This is a genomic window from Acinetobacter sp. UBA3106 (assembly GCA_002365595.1).
In the GTDB taxonomy this organism is placed as follows: domain Bacteria; phylum Pseudomonadota; class Gammaproteobacteria; order Pseudomonadales; family Moraxellaceae; genus Acinetobacter.
This window is the reverse complement of sequence record DFAM01000002.1, coordinates 70,392-87,340: the sequence shown is the minus strand read 5'-3', so window position 1 is coordinate 87,340 and position 16,949 is coordinate 70,392. Positions and strand designations below refer to the sequence as shown.

Here is a 16,949-nt window from a genome sequence, read left to right as displayed (position 1 = left end):
AGGAAGCATCATGGCTAAACGTACTGACATTAAAAGCATCTTGATCATTGGTGCTGGTCCGATCGTCATCGGTCAAGCATGTGAGTTTGACTACTCAGGTGCTCAAGCATGTAAAGCGCTTCGTGAAGAAGGCTACCGTGTTATTTTGGTGAACTCTAACCCAGCGACCATTATGACTGACCCTGCGATGGCAGACGCAACTTACATCGAGCCAATCACTTGGCAAACTGTAGCTGCAATCATTGAGAAAGAACGCCCAGACGCAGTTCTTCCGACAATGGGTGGTCAAACTGCATTGAACTGTGCCCTTGCCCTTGATGAGCACGGCATTTTAGAAAAATTCAATGTTGAATTAATCGGTGCGACCAAAGAAGCAATCGAAAAAGCTGAAGACCGTAAACTCTTCGACCAGGCAATGCGTAAAATTGGTCTTGAATGTCCAAAAGCTGACATTGCTGAGTCCATGGAACAAGCGTTAGAAATTCAAGCACGTTTCGGCTTCCCTGTGATTATCCGTCCATCATTCACCATGGGTGGTTCAGGCGGCGGTATCGCATACAACCGCGAGGAATTCATTGAAATTTGTGAACGCGGTTTCGATCTTTCTCCAACCAAACAATTATTGATCGATGAATCTTTAATTGGTTGGAAAGAGTACGAAATGGAAGTTGTTCGTGACAAAAACGACAACTGTATCATTGTATGTACCATTGAAAACTTTGACCCAATGGGCGTACATACAGGTGACTCAATCACTGTTGCTCCTGCGCAAACATTGACGGATAAAGAATTCCAGTTACTACGTAACGCTTCTTTAGCGGTACTACGTGAAATTGGCGTAGAAACGGGTGGTTCAAACGTTCAGTTCGGTATTAACCCGAAAGACGGCCGTATGGTCGTGATCGAGATGAACCCACGTGTTTCTCGCTCATCTGCATTGGCATCTAAAGCAACCGGTTTCCCGATTGCAAAAATTGCTGCGAAATTGGCTGTAGGTTATACCCTTGATGAGTTGAAAAACGACATCACTGGCGGTACAACTCCTGCATCGTTTGAACCTGCAATTGACTACGTTGTTACCAAGATTCCTCGTTTTAACTTCGAGAAATTCCCGCAAGCTGATGCGACTTTAACCACACAGATGAAATCTGTAGGTGAAGTGATGGCGATTGGCCGTAACTTCCAGGAATCTGTACAAAAAGCCCTTCGTGGTCTTGAAGTTGGCGCTTCTGGTTTTGACGAAAAAATTGAAGTTGGCGCTGAAGGTGCTCGTGAGAAGATCTTACAAGAGCTTAAAGTTCCAGGTCCTGAGCGTATTTGGTACGTAGGCGATGCATTCCGTCACGGTTTTACTTTAGACGAAGTGTTCGCTGCAACCAATATCGACCGTTGGTTCTTGATCCAGATCGAAGACATCATCAAAACTGAAAACCAGATCAAAACTTTAGGTTTTGGTGATTTAAATGCCGACAACATCCGTTCATTCAAACGTAAAGGTTTATCAGATCTTCGTATTGCAGACTTGATGGGCATTTCACAAAAGCAATTCCGTAAACACCGTTGGAACTTGGGCGTAACTCCAGTTTACAAACGTGTCGATACATGCGCTGCAGAATTCGAATCTGATACAGCCTACATGTACTCAACTTACGATGAAGAATGTGAAGCAAACCCTTCAACCCGTGACAAGATCATGGTGATTGGTGGCGGTCCTAACCGTATCGGTCAAGGGATCGAGTTCGATTACTGCTGTGTACACGCTGCCCTTGCAATGCGTGAAGACGGCTATGAAACCATCATGGTGAACTGTAACCCTGAAACAGTTTCTACGGATTACGATACATCTGACCGTTTGTACTTCGAACCAATTACACTTGAAGATGTACTCGAAATCGTGCGTATCGAGAAGCCTAAAGGCATTATCGTTCAGTACGGTGGTCAAACACCTTTAAAATTGGCTCGCGCTTTAGAAGAAGCCGGTGCACCAATTATCGGTACATCACCTGATGCAATTGACCGTGCAGAAGACCGTGAACGTTTCCAGCAAATGATTCAACGTCTACAACTTCGTCAGCCAAACAACAGCATCGTAAAATCTGCTGAAGAAGGTATGGCGGAAGCGGCTAAAGTTGGCTATCCGCTTGTTGTACGTCCTTCTTACGTGCTTGGTGGTCGTGCAATGGAAATCGTGTACAACGACGAAGAATTAAAACGCTACTTACGTGATGCGGTTCAAGCATCAAACGAAGCGCCTGTTCTTCTTGACCGCTTCCTGGATGATGCAATCGAAGTTGACGTAGACTGCGTATCTGACGGTAAAGACGTGGTGATTGGCGGTATCATGCAGCATATTGAACAAGCAGGTATTCACTCAGGTGACTCAGCATGTTCAATTCCTCCTTACTCTCTATCTAAAGAGATTCAGGACGAAATGCGTCGTCAAACAATTGCGATGGCAAAAGAACTTGGCGTGATTGGTCTCATGAACGTTCAGTTTGCGGTTAAAGGCGAAGACGTTTACATCCTGGAAGTGAACCCACGTGCATCACGTACTGTACCGTTCGTTTCTAAGTGTATCGGTGAATCTTTAGCAAAAGTTGCTGCCCGTTGTATGGCGGGTCAATCTCTTGAGTCGCAAGGCTTCACGACCGAGATTATCCCTCAACACTTCTCTGTCAAAGAAGCTGTGTTCCCTTTCAACAAGTTCCCTGGTGTTGACCCGATCCTTGGCCCTGAGATGAAATCGACTGGTGAAGTCATGGGTGTTGGTAAAACATTCGGTGAAGCATTCTATAAAGCTGTTCTAGGTGCGAACGAACGTTTACCGGGTCTTCCAACTGAAGGTGAAATCAAACACGCATTTATCTCTGTACGTGATTCTGATAAACCACGTGCGGCGGGTATCGCGAAACAATTGATTGATCTAGGCTTCAAGATTCTTGCAACTGATGGTACATTTAAGATGATTAGCGAGGCTGGTCTTGAATGTGAACGTGTCAATAAAGTAACTGAAGGTCGTCCAAACATCGTGGACCGTATTAAAAACGGCGAAATTCACCTTGTGATTAACACGACTGAAGGTAAAAAGGCACAAGAAGATTCATTCTCGATCCGTCGTTCAGCCCTTCAAGGTAAAGTGTATAACACAACTACATTGAATGGTGCGGATGCAGTATGCCAAGCTTTAGCAATTAAATTGCCAATGGATGTATATCGTTTGCAAGACCTTACTAAAGGTTAATTAAGTTACCGATAAGTCCCGTCACCTATCGGTGGCGGGCTTTTTTTATTTCTAACCCTGTATTTTTTTTAAAATCAACTTAGAGGGACAACAATGCAACGTTATCCTATGACTCCTGAAGGCAAAATTGCCTTAGAGAAAGAATTACATCAACTAAAAAGTATTGACCGTCCACGTATTACTGCCGCAATTGCAGAAGCGCGTGAACATGGGGACTTGAAAGAAAATGCAGAGTATCACGCAGCGCGTGAGCAGCAGGGTTTCTGTGAAGGTCGTATTCAGGATATCGAAGGTAAACTGGGCGCTTGCCAGGTGATTGATGTCAAAGAATTAGAGCAAAATGGCCGTGTGGTTTTTGGTGTGACAGTGACCATTGAAAACCTGGATACTGAAGAGCAAAAGACCTATAAAATCGTAGGTGATGACGAAGCAGACTTTAAGATCAACAAGATCTCTGTGAACTCTCCGATCGCACGCGGTCTTTTGGGCAAAAATGAAGGCGATGAAGTGAAAATCAATACACCAAACGGTGAAGTTGAATATGAAATTGCTAAAGTTGAATACATCTAATTTTTAGATATTTTCGACTTTAAGGAACCCCTCGAATGAGGGGTTTTTTATATTCAGCCTACTGATAGCCACAGATTATCCCCGTGTTTCTTTTAAAAATCCCGATGCAAATAAATTAAATGCATGCAAAGCCTGTGGAAGAACTTTTTCAGGATGCTGACTAGAGGCGACCCAGAGTGCTGCATTCATGGCGGCACCATTTAAAAATACCGCAGCTGCTTCAGGATCTACAGCTTTGATTCGGTCTAATGCTAATAATTGTTCCACACAGTCACGGGTAGACTGCAAACATTTATTTTGGCTTGGCCAATGTGCAGGATCAGCCAGCACGGCAGGTCCATCACGCAGCACAATGCGCTGAAATTCCGGATTTAAGGCATTTTCAATATAGGTTTGCCCTTCAAGCATCAATCCTTCCCAAAGATCATCTGGCTGATCAAGCTGCTGCTGGGCAGATGAAGCCATTTCCGAATCGATCTGGTCGACTACTGCAGCAAATAAGCCCTTTTTATCCCCAAAATGGTGATACAGCGCTCCACGGGTCAGCCCTGCTTCTGCCGTAAGCTTATCCATCGAAGTGTCTGCATAGCCATATTCAGCAAACGCACGACGTGCCACTTCTATCAGTTTCTTGCGGGTTTCCGCCATCTTTTGTTCACGAACAGACATTGATTTCATCACCTAATCATCGCAAAAATTTTAATTGACATACGTACCGTATGTCAATTATATTTACATACGAGACGTATGTGAAAGTTAAGCTGTTTTTAATTCAACTTTTAAATCAGATATTGAAAGAGATTAGACATGACCAGAACTGCAATATTCCCCCAAGACCGCCATGCCCTATATGAACAACATGGTTACTCTGCTGCAATCAAATCGGAAGATTTACTGTTTGTATCGGGTCAGGTCGGTAGCCGTGAAGATGGCTCGCCTGAACCTGATTTCGAGAAACAGGTAGAGCGAGCTTTTGAAAACTTGGCTGCAACATTAACAGCTGCGGGTTGCAGCTTCGATGATATTGTCGATGTCACCACCTTTCACACCGATCCAGAACGGCAGTTCGAAAGCATCATGAAAGTGAAAAGTCAGGTATTTACAGAAAAGCCTTATCCTAACTGGACGGCCATTGGCGTGACCTGGCTGGCTGGTTTTGATTTTGAAATTAAAGTGATTGCCCGTATTCCTCGTAGTGCTTAACTCAGATCAGCAGATGCTTTGGCATCCGGTTCACTGGCCGATTTGAGATTGTTGATTCAGCTTGAATCGCAATTCGGTATAATGGCGCATTCCTTGCTGTTATAGCTTCCTTATGTCTGAAAAGTTAATTAATTCTCCTGTCAATCACTGGTGTGAGTTCGAGTTCATCTCGAAAACGGTGAAGAATCCGAACATTCATATCAAAGGGAATTATTCTTACTACTCAGCCTATTGGGATCAAGGTTTTGAGCGTTGTGTGGTGCGTTATTTACATGATAAGCCTGCCACGCCTGAGAAACCAATTGATCAGCTCTATATCGGTAATTTCGTCTGTTTCGGCGCTGAATGCGTGATTATGATGGGTGGCAACCAATTGCACCGTACTGACTGGATTTCAGCCTTCCCGTTTGATACACGTAGCTTTGTGCCTGCTGGCAATACCGTTATTGGCGATGGCTGCTGGATTGGCTCTCGTGCCATGATTATGCAAGGCGTAAAGTTGGGTGAAGGTGCCGTAGTCGCAACAGGCGCAGTCGTCACCAAAGATGTGCCACCTTATGCGGTTGTGGGTGGCGTACCTGCAAAAATTATTAAATACCGTTTTCCACACGAAGATATTGAAAAACTGCTTTCTCTTAAAATCTATGACATAGACGAAAAGCAGTTTTTAAAAATGCGTGAAAAGTTACAGACGGATGATGTTACTGAAATTGCAAATTATATTTCCAATTTAACACAATAGATTTAACAAAAACTAAGCATAAAAACTTTCTGATTTTTTATATATACCTATTTCAGAATTAATCTCTGATGGTGCCACCCCTAATGCGATTAATACTGCATTCAACATAGAATTCCAATAATCTTTGGACATATATAAAATCTGATTAAATGTCTCTTTTTCATAGTTCATAAAATCTTTAGGCAAATAATCAGGCTCCTCCTGCCACAACATCCACTGAAAATCCTCATATTCTCTAACACAATCTAATGATGCATGAAATGAAAATGCTTTAATCTTATAATTATCTTGAGTATCCAATAAAAATGCAAAGAAGAAAGTATATAAGCTTTCACCTAATAATTTTTCATCTACAAAATTACATTCAATTTCAAGCTGAAAATTTTCATATTTATTATTGGCTTCACTGTTCTTAAACAGAATCAAGTTTTCTTGGTAACTTTCATTAAAATTTTGTTCTAGAATCAGTTCAAACCCCTTATATCCCATAATATGGGTCAAAGGAGGATTAACTTGATCTAAATTCATTATTGCTCTATTTAATCCCTCTCGAAGATTAATATTGTCATCAACTTTTGATTGATATATTGTTCTAGTATGTTCACCTGTAAAATTACGACAAACCTGAGACCTATCTAAAAAATGATTAACGCTTTCATATATTTCATCTTTATCAAAAATAACATCAATCATTTTTAATCCTTTTAATTTAATTTTGCAGATTGACTTTATAAATGCACTAACTGCTTAAGTTTAAGTATGAACATGAATAGTTTTTAATACTGGCTGTTATGCTGACTTTTGGGATTACTCTTTAAGTGACTTTTAGGAGAATTCGAATTAATCAACTACTACCCTCATACGTATATTTTCAATTCGCCTTATTGGCAGTTGATGTATATACAATTCTTGCATTTATCCTACTCCTATGCATGCAGCTATTGCTCATAACTTGAAGTCTAGCATCAGTTTTTTAGCAAACTCTCGACTCTTAATGTACTTCATAGCAGCATAATCATTCTCAAGACATCTTAGGCTTAAAATTAGAATTTCAATAATAGGTTGTCGCCCAATACGTAAAATTTCATCAAACATTTCATGCTCGTGATCTATGAAGTTTTTCGGTAAATGATCGGTCATATCTTTCCAATCTATACCATTTTTATAGTCATCAAAATCACGAACACAAGCTAATAATGCATCAAAAGAAAAAGCTTTAATCTTATAATTATCTTGAGTATCTAATAAGAAAGAAAAGAAAAAAGTATAAATTGGACAAAAATTATTAGACTCCATTACGGGATATGGACCAAACTCCATTTGAAAACTTTGATATCTATTTTCGAATATCCATTCTTTATAATCTTCCATCTTCTCTATATAATCGGAACAAAATGACGACTCGATACTGAGTTCAAATTCTTGATAACCTGTAATTTGTTGTAACGAACATTTTGAAGATTTTAACTTAAGCAGTAAATTATTCAGTTCACTAACAATATCTACTCCATCAAATTCAGCTTGATAAATATTTCTAGTGTGATTACCCGTTAAATTCCAATAAGTACAACATTTATCTAAAAAGTCTTCTATAGAGTTAAATGTTTCATCTGAATCAAAATTATATTTGTGCATTACATCTATTCTCTGCTAAGTATTCGGAAATATAGCAATAATCGATACAAATTTATCCAGTGATGATATTAATGACGTCACAACTTGACGCTAGAGCGATTAATCTTAAAGTCCTAGCCTGCATCTAAAACTAAGACTGCATCATAATTCAACTGATCAACATAATGAGTGAACTGCTTCTGTAGACGATGGCGATCCCAAAGATCACCCTCCCCCGCTTCTACAATATTTTTCAAAATTATCACGTTACCAATTCAATTGATTTTAATCAGTCATTTCTAATTCATTATTAATAATTTACTACACTTATCATATGACAATTTTTAAAGACAGCTCAGCTTTATTTTTACACATGCTTGCAAATAAAAATTATGCTTACAATTTCATCAGACTTTAGTTTTAAAGCCTCTAATTTTTATACCAATACATGTTAGATTAAATTATAAATAATTTTTATGGAGCTAATTATCTATATGAAATTACTAGGTTTTATTTTACTAAAAATACAGCTAGTATCAAATTTCAAACGTTTTTATTGAACAAAAAATCATAGTCTTAATGTGATACGTTTTAGTAATGATTATAAGGAGAAATACACATGGCTTATCAAAATATTTTAGTCCCTGTTGACGGTTCGGAAACAGCTTATGCTGCGGTGGCTAAAGCAGTCGAGTTTGCCAAGGCATTTGGCAGTAAAGTTACAGTAGTTCAAGTCTTGGCACTTGATCCTTACATTGCAGCGGAATACATTTCAGCTAATCAAACCAATGATTTGATTGAACGTGCACGAACTGCAATTGTAGACTCGCTAGCTGCAGCAAAAGCAAAATTCAATGAACAAGGCCTTGACGTTGAAACCAAACTGCTTGAGGGACAAGTGATTCATCGTGAAATTGTCCAAGCTGCTGAAGACAGTCATGCCGACCTGATTATTATTGGTTCACATGGTCGTACTGGGTTGAAAAAAATGTTTTTGGGCAGTGTCGCTCAAAGTGTATTGGGAGAATCGCATATTCCGGTGCTGATTGTCCGCGAATAATATTTCTGATGATATTTCCCATCTTTTGCTAAAGGTGGGAAAATTTGATTCTGTTGATTCACCTGATTTATAAATTATTTATCCACTGAAATTGTTTTAAGTTAATTTTGTCCTCTATGACCGTTACCCCTTCTGCGAGTAATTTTACGCGCTGGATATTTTCTCCGTGAGCATTCAGTTTGCTTAGGCTAATTTTCCCTTGAGAGTTAATCACCCGATACCAGGGAATTTCACTCTCCTGATCTAGATGCTTTAACACATAACCCACTAAACGCGCATGTTTGGGCAAACCTGCCATTTTTGCGATTTGTCCGTATGAAGCTACCTTGCCATAAGGAATTAAAGCTACCACTTGTAAAATCTGACGGGCTAATTCATCACTTGCGGTTTGGAAATGTTCGGGCATAGTGTGTCCTTAAATCATCCATTTTAGACTTCTAGATTCATTTTTTATTCATGGCTTTTAGTTAAGAGACTTCCAATCAATGAGTAGAATGCTTCATCTATAAAGCTATACGACAGATCATTCATCTTTCACTACTTTCGCACCAATATGCACTAAAATAAAAAAAGCCCGTTAAGAGCTTTTTATTAGGATTAGAAATTGTCTGGACTTTCCAAACGTTTCACCACTTGTACCTTTTCCGGATTATGCATCACCGCTACACCATCTTCGGCTTTTTCATCAATTAAGGCATCCGGGTTATATACCGTAATGGTTTCATTACCATTGGCATCTTCACCGACAATATACTGAAAACCTTTTTTGTTCATTTTATGGCACATGCGTTGATACCAGCCTTTAAAACCGGTGGTTTCTTCATGCGGGTTGTAATAGAAGGCATTCATGACCGCCGGCAATCCGAGTCCACACACCAGGCCTGAAAGTAGTACGGAAATAAAGGTATAACCCACCAGAATACTGCTGTATTCACTGAGTTCTGGAATATTCGCTACTGCCAGAATTAACGCAAGCGAGATGCCGCCCCGTACCCCACCCCAGGATAAAATGGCCAAACTACCGTTATAACTTCTGTTTCTAAAGTTTGGAAAAAAGGCAAATGACAGATAGTTTGCAGCAAAACGTGAAGCATGCAGGATAATGAACGCCACAATACCGCCTAAAATCAGGCTGATGCTCAAATCCAGAATAAACAGTTCCAGACCAATCAAAGTAAACAGGAAGGAGTTAATAATGCCTTCAACGGTATGCCAGAAATGATTGACTTCACGAATTTCACGTTCCTGTAAAATTTCTTTCCATTTGTTCCCAACCACTAGGCCGCCAATGACACAGGCAATCGGTGCAGATGCATGGGCAAATAACGCAACTAAATAGGAGCCACAGGCCAACAGCGCTGTAGTTAAGATTAAAGATTCCATTTCGTGTTTGCCACGCAGCAATCTTAAAATCCCTAGACCAAAGCCCCAGCCAATAATGACTGCTACTACAATCTCATAAAGCAAAGTTTGCAAGGTGCCAATAATAGTAAAATGTTCGCCCTGCAATACATTCAATAAAGTCATGAATACGGCGATACACATGGCATCATTAAACAATGATTCACCTTCCAGTTTTACAATCAGGTGATGTGGCGCACGTACCGAACTTAATACGCCTTTGACCCCAATCGGGTCAGTCGCACCCAGTGCAGCGCCTAACAGTAAAAGCACCAATAAATCGACATGTTTGCCAATTAAAAATTGATAGCCATATAAAGTCACGCCAAAAAAGACTGCACAAAGTACCAGTGCGATACTGGCTAAAATACTGATCGGCTTCCAATGACTTTTTAAATCGGACACTTTGAATTTTAAAGCGGAAGAGGTCAGGATAAAGCAAATCACGCCATTGATTAAAAAGTCGTAAAAATCAATATGACGTACTGCTTCTTCAATATTATGAATATTAATGGTAATAAACTGGTTACCATTGAGTAAACTTGCGCCCCATTGCAATATAAAGACAAAAATTGCAGAAACAATCGGTACACCAATGGCTTGAGGAAAGCCCAACACCCGTTTATTGAAAATAGTGGTAGCTATCGAAAGTGCAAAAATGACTGTAAAAACTTGAAGAAAAAAGAAATTTCCCATTAAGGTTCCAATTTGAGCGATTCATTGGAATAAAGCGAATGCATCCAGCCATTTCCAAGTAAATATTTAATTAAATAACTAATTAAATAACATTTATTAACCGAATCAGTTTAACCATTTTTTGCTTATTCAAACAAAATGGTTAAGTTTTTTTACATATTTTTAGCAATGATTTAACATAGTCTGCTATCAGCAAATTTAGTGTAGCAACACTTTCTTCATTTTCTACTTTAAGTTGAATTTACCCATGCATCAAACAGTTAAAACCATATTTCGGCTTTTTTTTGCAGGGATCATTTTTCTTATCACCTTGGCTTTATTTTTAAGCATTTTTTCAAAAAGCCGGGAAATTTTGCAAGCCGATCAAGCTTTCCAGCAAGCCGAGCAAATTTCATTAACCTCTACACCCAATAAACAACTGGTGCTAGTTTCGAATAACCAACGACCGGATCAGGCCATTTATATTGTAATTGCCCAGAATGGTTATATTGCTCAATTACGCTGTGAACATTATTTAAATGATATTTGCACAGATGAATATAACCAGTCACATACCCGACAAATCCAGCAATTAGAGTTATTAAAAATTGGGCAATACCAATATATCCAGCAAGTCAGTTACCAAGATAGTCGTACCCAGAAGCGGCAGCAATGGTCTTATTCCAAGCAGCAAATTCAGCAATTTTATCAGGCTGATATTTCAGATTTAAAATATAGCCTGTTTAGCATGGCCTTGTTTGCATTGGCTGCCCTATATGTATCCATTCGGATTATTCGAAACTTTAAAAAGTTTATCAACGGTTAAACAGCGCAAATAAAAAAGAGGATTCGATATCCTCTTTTTTAATTCTTCATTTCTATTTAAATGGCTTGGTTGAAAGTATCACAATCATTGAGATTGCCCGATTTCAAACCGGTTTGAAACCATTTCATGCGCTGCTGACTGCTACCATGGGTAAAGCTATCCGGTACCACCTGCCCAGTTGCACGTTTTTGTAAATAATCGTCGCCAATTTTATGCGCAGCATCCATGGCTTCTTCAATATCACCCTGTTCCAGAAATTGAGTGCGCTGCTGGTTATGATTGGCCCAGATGCCGGCAAAACAGTCTGCCTGTAATTCCTGACGTACCGACAATTGATTGCCTTGTACTTGACTGCTTTGAGCTCTTGCCTTTTGCACTTGTTCCGAAATGCCGAGTAAAGTTTGAAGATGGTGTCCTACTTCATGAGCTACTACATAGGCTTGGGCAAAATCTCCAGCCTGATCCTGACGTGAAAGTTCGGTGCTGTTTTGCTCACCAGAAATGCCCATTTGCTGACGCATATCTTTAAAGAAGGCCGTGTCGATATACACTTTTTGATCTGCCGGACAATAGAAAGGTCCCATGGCAGATTGTGCTGTACCGCAGCCCGAATTGACTACACCATTAAACATCACCAATTTAGGCGCAACATACTGTGCATTTAATTGCTGCTGGAACACTTGAGACCAGGTATCTTCGGTATCGGCCAATACCGTCCCGACAAAATCCATTGCTTCTTGCTGTTCTGGCGTTGGATTCTCCAAGCCGCGAGTTTCAGCCAGCTGTGATTGTGAGGTGACTTGTTTGGTCGCTTGATAGGCTTGTTGAGGATCGACCCCAAAAAACTTCCACGCCACAAAAGCAACCACAAGTCCTAAAATACTGACACCACCTGCTTTAGCTCCGGCACCACCGCGACGGTCTTCTACATTGGTACTTACACGACGTCCTTTCCAGCGCATAGTGATATTCCTTATAGTTGACTTTTGAGCTTCATTTTAGCGAGCTTTTGCTGATTAAGCTTGCTTTGACTTCGGCTTGATTTTTTGAATGAGAGCAATTACCATTAAAACCAATAATCCTGCAATAAAACCAATCACCAGATTAATTAAGGTCGGAGTAACTGCACCAATAATATTTCCTACTGTGGGAATGTGTTGAACGTGATCGACCGAATTTTCAGTTAAATGATGAAACCACGGAATGGTATGGGTAATAATTCCGCCACCAACCAGGAACATGGCAATGGTTCCGACAATGGTCAGGGTTTTCATCAATTTTGGCGCAAAAGCCAGTAAACCGCGTCCTATGCTTTGTTTAAAACTCGATGCCTGCTCGGTTAAGTACAATCCCAGATCATCAATTTTGACAATCATGGCGACAAAACCATATACACCCACAGTCATGACGATTGCAATAATTGACAGTACGATCACTTTATTCATAAAAGCCGCAGTAGCCACTGTACCCAATGAAATCACCACAATTTCAGCCGACAAAATAAAATCGGTACGAATTGCACCCTTGATTTTCTCTTTCTCGAACTTGGCTAAATCGGTTTCAATAGCGGTAAATTCTGTTTCAGCAGCTTCCTTGGTCTTGGCTTTTTTATGATGCAAACTGTGCAGGACTTTTTCTACGCCTTCATAACAGAGAAACAGCCCGCCAATCATCAATAAAGGATTTATGAGCCACGGTGCAACCACACTAATCAATAAGGCTAAAGGCACAAGAATTAATTTATTTATAAAAGAACCTTTTGCGACTCCCCAAACCACAGGCAGTTCACGTTCAGCACGTACTCCACTGACCTGCTGAGCATTGAGGGCTAAATCGTCTCCCAATACCCCTGCAGTTTTTTTTGCTGCCACTTTGCTCATGACCGCAACGTCGTCTAAAACAGTCGCAATATCATCTAATAATATTAATAAGCTACTCGCCATTCTTGTTATCCTTAATGTCTCTATTCTGCATTTTAAAGATAAATATTTAAAAAAACTGTATCAACATCATTAAATTCTTCGTATTTTTTCAATGATCTGTTTTTATAGTGCCTGACATTCAAAAACATTATGCCGTACAATAAGGCCATTCATCAGCATATACATGTAGTGCTAACTACTTTGGAATAGAGAGATAATGAGTAATCAAGACAATCGTCCTGTTATTTTGACGGGTGACCGCCCAACCGGACAACTTCATTTAGGTCATTTTGTAGGTTCTTTACGTTCACGTGTTGGATTGCAGGATTCTCACCATCAACATCTTCTCCTTGCTGATGCCCAGGCTTTAACCGATAACGCCGATAACTTTGAAAAAGTACGTCGTAATATTATTGAAGTTGCCACTGATTATTTGGCGGTAGGTATTGATCCAACCAAAACGACAATTTGTGTGCAGTCATGCTTGCCGGCATTGAATGAACTGACCATGCTATATCTCAACTTTGTCACGGTGTCGCGTCTGGAACGCAACCCGACCATTAAATCTGAAATCCAGATGCGTGGCTTTGAGCGTGATATTCCGGCAGGTTTTCTGTGCTACCCGGTGGCACAAGCCGCTGACATTACTGCTTTTAAAGCAACGGTTGTGCCAGTAGGTGAAGACCAGATTCCAATGATCGAACAGACCAACGAAATCGTGCGTCGTTTAAACCGTCAGATCGGTCGTGAGCTGCTTCCAGAATGCAAAGCGCTCCTGTCTAATGTTGGCCGTTTGCCTGGTTTTGATGGTAAAGCCAAAATGTCGAAATCTTTGGGCAACACCATTGTGCTGGACGCTTCGGATAAAGACATCAAGAAAGCCGTGAATGCGATGTATACCGATCCAAATCACTTGCGTATTGAAGATCCGGGCCAGGTTGAAGGCAACGTGGTATTTACCTATTTAGATGCTTTCGATACCAATAAAGAAGAGCTGGAAGAATTAAAAGCCCATTATCGTCGTGGCGGTTTAGGCGATGGTACGGTGAAAAAACGTCTTGAAGGCATTTTAAAGGAAATGATTGGCCCTATTCGTGAACGTCGTATGGAATTACAGAAAGATCCAGACTACATCATGGATATTCTGAAAACCGGTACCGATAAATGCCGTGATATTACCCAGCAAACCCTCGATGAAATTAAATCAGGTTTGGGTGTATTCCATTTCTAAATCCTTATCAATAAACAGCCCTTCTTTTAGAGAGGGGCTTTTTTTTATAACCCGCTAAAAAATAGGCAATATGTCACACTTACCTATAGTTATTAACCTGAATTAACACAACTTTACTGAAAGCCTCATGAAATGACTCTGCATTCATTTTATGATTTTTCCAATGCTTAGGGCTATTCATAGTTCTAACATTCTCCTTAACCGAACTGTGCAAACAGATTCGTTGTTCTACGCAGTGATCACCCCAATCATTGCGTATTTTTTTGCCTGAATTTTAATTAAGCATAGGTTTCAAGCCATAAAAAACCCGCACGAGGCGGGTTTTTTTATATTCAGCACTTATGCATGTTTATGACGCATATGCGGGAACAAAATCACATCACGAATACTTGGTGCATTGGCAAAGATCATCACTAAACGGTCAATACCAATACCCTCACCTGCTGTAGGAGGAAGGCCGTATTCAAGCGCTTCAATAAAGTCTGCATCGAAGTGCATTGCTTCATCATCACCGGCGTCTTTTTCAGCAACCTGCGCCTGGAAACGCTCGGCCTGGTCAATCGGGTCATTCAATTCCGAGAAACCATTTGCCAGCTCACGACCGCCGATAAAGAATTCAAAACGGTCAGTAATGTGCGGATTTTCATCATTACGGCGCGCCAATGGAGAGGTTTCCGCTGGATATTCAGTAATGAATGTCGGTTGACGCAGCTTAGTTTCAACGGTTTCTTCAAATACGATGGTTTGAAGTTTACCCAAGCCAAAACCAGGTTTCACCTGCTCTTTCAATTCGTCCTGAACAAATTTAGCCAGGAATTCACGGTCATTGACATTTTCAGGCGTAAATTGCGGGTTGTGTTCAAGAATGGCATCGGACATTGAAATTTTCTTGAATGGACCTTTGAAGCTATACACTTCCTCACCATAAGGAACATCAGTTGTACCCAAGATGTCTAGCGCCAGTTTCTCAAGCATATTTTCAGTTAAAGCCATCAAGTCTTTATAGTCTGCATAAGCCTGATAGAATTCGATCATGGTGAATTCTGGATTATGACGTGTTGAAACGCCTTCGTTACGGAAGTTACGGTTAATTTCGAACACACGCTCAAAACCACCAACCACCAGACGTTTCAAGTAAAGCTCAGGTGCAATACGCAAGAACAATGGCATGTCCAAGGCATTATGATGTGTTTCAAATGGACGCGCAGAAGCACCACCTGGAATCACATGCATCATCGGTGTTTCCACTTCCATGAAGCGTTCATTGCTTAAATAGTTACGGATACCTGAAACCACTTTGGCACGAATTTCAAAGGTTTTACGTGTTTCTTCGTTTACGATTAAATCCAGGTAACGTTTACGGTATTTAACTTCGGTATCGGTTAGGCCATGGAATTTGTCTGGAAGTGGACGCAGTGACTTGGTTAAAAGTTCAAATTTTTCAATATGGACATACAGGTCACCTTTACCAGAACGACCGATATAACCTTCAACGGCAATAATGTCACCCAGATCTAGGCTCTTGATGGTTTCCAGTACTTCAGGTGCAAGTTCTTTACGTGCAACATAAAGCTGAATACGGCCAGTCATGTCCTGGATCACGATGAATGACCCACGGTTCAACATCACACGACCAGCAACTTTTACATAAACTTTTTCACCAGCTTCAATTTCTTCTTTAGATTTTTCAGCGAATTGGTCTTGTAAATCTTGTGCATAGTGCTCACGCTTAAACGCGTTTGGCCATGGGCTAACACCAGTTTCTTTTGCTTGGTCTTGAATCTGCTTTAACTTGGCATGACGCTGTGCAATTAAATCGTTTTCGGAAATGTGTTGTTCAGAAGTCGATTGAGCGTTATGTTGCGTCATCTCTGCCTCAAATATGTGTAAAAAACGGAAGTTGCATAGCATAGCAGATTTAGTGCAAATTTCGAATGTCTAATTGCCATACAAATGCACTGATTTGCTAAAAACGACTTGCTTTATTTCCTCTGGCCAAGCTTCGGCAAGCTGTTTAACCATCTCAAAGCCCTTTTTAAATCCGTTTTCCATCATTTCCCGATATTCTTTTGCTGTATCCACTTCTACCCTAAGTCTGGTTTTGCCATGGATCTGTTCTAGAAAATACTTCTCTAGAGCATCGTGCCATTTTTTAACTTTGTCACTGTTTAAGTTCTCTACACCCTTTCGAACTATACCTAAATGTTTAAAGACTACTCTTCTAAACTCGTCCAACTGCTCAATTGTAGACACCATCCCATTATTGTCGGCATCCAGAAACAGGATTTTCCCTTAATCTTCCAGTCAGAATGCATACTGGAACTAGGCGAAAAATAATAGGCTGATTGGCTATAACTATTCGGGTCCCATAACACTTGCCAGACTTTTTGAGGAGAGGCTTCAATTAAAATTTCATAACCTAATTTTTCCATAATCTAATTTTTCCATAGTGGGGGCTAACTCT

The 16,949-nt window shown here is 40.3% G+C and carries 16 protein-coding genes; 7 read left to right on the top strand and 9 right to left on the bottom strand.

Annotation, left to right across the window (positions count from 1 at the left end; all coding sequences use genetic code 11):
• The first annotated feature begins 10 nt into the window (after positions 1 to 10).
• A complete protein-coding gene (gene carB, locus B4C48_RS01165; protein ID WP_291352615.1) occupies positions 11 to 3,241 on the top strand; it encodes a carbamoyl-phosphate synthase large subunit in 3,231 nt (1,076 codons plus the stop codon).
• Positions 3,242 to 3,334: 93 nt separating this feature from the next.
• Positions 3,335 to 3,811 carry a transcription elongation factor GreA gene (greA, locus tag B4C48_RS01160; RefSeq protein WP_291352613.1) on the top strand — a complete coding sequence of 159 codons (477 nt, stop codon included), beginning with the start codon at positions 3,335 to 3,337 and terminating at the stop codon, positions 3,809 to 3,811.
• A 75-nt stretch (positions 3,812 to 3,886) separates the two neighbouring features.
• On the opposite strand, the gene B4C48_RS01155 is transcribed toward greA, so the two are convergent.
• Positions 3,887 to 4,480, bottom strand: coding sequence for a TetR/AcrR family transcriptional regulator (locus B4C48_RS01155; RefSeq protein ID WP_291352648.1), 594 nt, complete (start codon positions 4,478 to 4,480; stop codon positions 3,887 to 3,889).
• 138 nt (positions 4,481 to 4,618) lie between these two features.
• On the opposite strand from B4C48_RS01155, the gene B4C48_RS01150 reads away from it, so the two are divergent.
• Both B4C48_RS01150 and B4C48_RS01145 read left to right on the top strand, forming a co-directional pair.
• Positions 4,619 to 5,014, top strand: coding sequence for a RidA family protein (locus B4C48_RS01150; protein ID WP_291352611.1), 396 nt, complete (start codon positions 4,619 to 4,621; stop codon positions 5,012 to 5,014).
• 112 nt (positions 5,015 to 5,126) lie between these two features.
• Positions 5,127 to 5,756, top strand: coding sequence for a CatB-related O-acetyltransferase (locus B4C48_RS01145; RefSeq protein WP_291352609.1), 630 nt, complete (start codon positions 5,127 to 5,129; stop codon positions 5,754 to 5,756).
• Positions 5,757 to 5,768: 12 nt separating this feature from the next.
• Here B4C48_RS01145 and B4C48_RS01140 read toward each other — a convergent pair whose 3' ends face one another.
• Entirely contained in the window at positions 5,769 to 6,449 is a 681-nt protein-coding gene (locus B4C48_RS01140; protein WP_291352607.1) for a hypothetical protein, read from the bottom strand.
• 252 nt (positions 6,450 to 6,701) lie between these two features.
• Positions 6,702 to 7,391: a hypothetical protein gene (locus tag B4C48_RS01135; RefSeq protein WP_291352605.1), complete on the bottom strand. Its 690-nt coding sequence runs from the start codon at positions 7,389 to 7,391 to the stop codon at positions 6,702 to 6,704.
• Positions 7,392 to 7,989: 598 nt separating this feature from the next.
• Here B4C48_RS01135 and B4C48_RS01130 point away from each other — a divergent pair.
• On the top strand, positions 7,990 to 8,430 hold the full coding sequence (locus B4C48_RS01130) for a universal stress protein (protein ID WP_291352603.1): 441 nt from the start codon (positions 7,990 to 7,992) through the stop codon (positions 8,428 to 8,430).
• Between the two features lie 67 nt (positions 8,431 to 8,497).
• Here the strand turns inward: B4C48_RS01130 and B4C48_RS01125 are convergent, their stop codons facing one another.
• Positions 8,498 to 8,836, bottom strand: coding sequence for an MGMT family protein (locus B4C48_RS01125; RefSeq protein ID WP_291352601.1), 339 nt, complete (start codon positions 8,834 to 8,836; stop codon positions 8,498 to 8,500).
• Positions 8,837 to 9,027: 191 nt separating this feature from the next.
• The gene (locus tag B4C48_RS01120; protein ID WP_291352599.1) at positions 9,028 to 10,527 is read right to left on the bottom strand and encodes a cation:proton antiporter; all 1,500 of its coding nucleotides are present in this window, start codon (positions 10,525 to 10,527) and stop codon (positions 9,028 to 9,030) included.
• 247 nt (positions 10,528 to 10,774) lie between these two features.
• On the opposite strand from B4C48_RS01120, the gene B4C48_RS01115 reads away from it, so the two are divergent.
• Positions 10,775 to 11,332 carry a hypothetical protein gene (locus B4C48_RS01115; RefSeq protein ID WP_291352597.1) on the top strand — a complete coding sequence of 186 codons (558 nt, stop codon included), beginning with the start codon at positions 10,775 to 10,777 and terminating at the stop codon, positions 11,330 to 11,332.
• Between the two features lie 56 nt (positions 11,333 to 11,388).
• On the opposite strand, the gene B4C48_RS01110 is transcribed toward B4C48_RS01115, so the two are convergent.
• Positions 11,389 to 12,294, bottom strand: coding sequence for a KPN_02809 family neutral zinc metallopeptidase (locus B4C48_RS01110; protein WP_291352595.1), 906 nt, complete (start codon positions 12,292 to 12,294; stop codon positions 11,389 to 11,391).
• Positions 12,295 to 12,348: 54 nt separating this feature from the next.
• Entirely contained in the window at positions 12,349 to 13,275 is a 927-nt protein-coding gene (locus tag B4C48_RS01105; RefSeq protein ID WP_291352593.1) for a DUF808 domain-containing protein, read from the bottom strand.
• A 196-nt stretch (positions 13,276 to 13,471) separates the two neighbouring features.
• On the opposite strand from B4C48_RS01105, the gene trpS reads away from it, so the two are divergent.
• Positions 13,472 to 14,485, top strand: coding sequence for a tryptophan--tRNA ligase (trpS, locus tag B4C48_RS01100; protein WP_291352591.1), 1,014 nt, complete (start codon positions 13,472 to 13,474; stop codon positions 14,483 to 14,485).
• 339 nt (positions 14,486 to 14,824) lie between these two features.
• Here trpS and lysS read toward each other — a convergent pair whose 3' ends face one another.
• Positions 14,825 to 16,354 carry a lysine--tRNA ligase gene (lysS, locus tag B4C48_RS01095; RefSeq protein ID WP_291352589.1) on the bottom strand — a complete coding sequence of 510 codons (1,530 nt, stop codon included), beginning with the start codon at positions 16,352 to 16,354 and terminating at the stop codon, positions 14,825 to 14,827.
• Between the two features lie 69 nt (positions 16,355 to 16,423).
• Positions 16,424 to 16,741, bottom strand: a complete 318-nt coding sequence (locus tag B4C48_RS14195; protein ID WP_414631488.1) for a hypothetical protein — start codon at positions 16,739 to 16,741, stop codon at positions 16,424 to 16,426.
• Between the last annotated feature and the right edge of the window lie 208 nt (positions 16,742 to 16,949).

What these genes read in the sequence shown, in the direction of transcription:
- B4C48_RS01140 (WP_291352607.1), bottom strand. Translation starts at nt 6,449, where the DNA reads ATGATTGATGTTATTTTTGATAAAGATGAAATATATGAAAGCGTTAAT.
- B4C48_RS01125 (WP_291352601.1), bottom strand. Translation starts at nt 8,836, where the DNA reads ATGCCCGAACATTTCCAAACCGCAAGTGATGAATTAGCCCGTCAGATT.
- B4C48_RS14195 (WP_414631488.1), bottom strand. Translation starts at nt 16,741, where the DNA reads ATGGTGTCTACAATTGAGCAGTTGGACGAGTTTAGAAGAGTAGTCTTT.
- trpS (WP_291352591.1), top strand. Translation starts at nt 13,472, where the DNA reads ATGAGTAATCAAGACAATCGTCCTGTTATTTTGACGGGTGACCGCCCA.
- B4C48_RS01150 (WP_291352611.1), top strand. Translation starts at nt 4,619, where the DNA reads ATGACCAGAACTGCAATATTCCCCCAAGACCGCCATGCCCTATATGAA.
- B4C48_RS01135 (WP_291352605.1), bottom strand. Translation starts at nt 7,391, where the DNA reads ATGCACAAATATAATTTTGATTCAGATGAAACATTTAACTCTATAGAA.
- B4C48_RS01155 (WP_291352648.1), bottom strand. Translation starts at nt 4,480, where the DNA reads ATGTCTGTTCGTGAACAAAAGATGGCGGAAACCCGCAAGAAACTGATA.
- B4C48_RS01105 (WP_291352593.1), bottom strand. Translation starts at nt 13,275, where the DNA reads ATGGCGAGTAGCTTATTAATATTATTAGATGATATTGCGACTGTTTTA.
- carB (WP_291352615.1), top strand. Translation starts at nt 11, where the DNA reads ATGGCTAAACGTACTGACATTAAAAGCATCTTGATCATTGGTGCTGGT.
- B4C48_RS01120 (WP_291352599.1), bottom strand. Translation starts at nt 10,527, where the DNA reads ATGGGAAATTTCTTTTTTCTTCAAGTTTTTACAGTCATTTTTGCACTT.
- B4C48_RS01145 (WP_291352609.1), top strand. Translation starts at nt 5,127, where the DNA reads ATGTCTGAAAAGTTAATTAATTCTCCTGTCAATCACTGGTGTGAGTTC.
- B4C48_RS01110 (WP_291352595.1), bottom strand. Translation starts at nt 12,294, where the DNA reads ATGCGCTGGAAAGGACGTCGTGTAAGTACCAATGTAGAAGACCGTCGC.
- lysS (WP_291352589.1), bottom strand. Translation starts at nt 16,354, where the DNA reads ATGACGCAACATAACGCTCAATCGACTTCTGAACAACACATTTCCGAA.
- B4C48_RS01115 (WP_291352597.1), top strand. Translation starts at nt 10,775, where the DNA reads ATGCATCAAACAGTTAAAACCATATTTCGGCTTTTTTTTGCAGGGATC.
- greA (WP_291352613.1), top strand. Translation starts at nt 3,335, where the DNA reads ATGCAACGTTATCCTATGACTCCTGAAGGCAAAATTGCCTTAGAGAAA.
- B4C48_RS01130 (WP_291352603.1), top strand. Translation starts at nt 7,990, where the DNA reads ATGGCTTATCAAAATATTTTAGTCCCTGTTGACGGTTCGGAAACAGCT.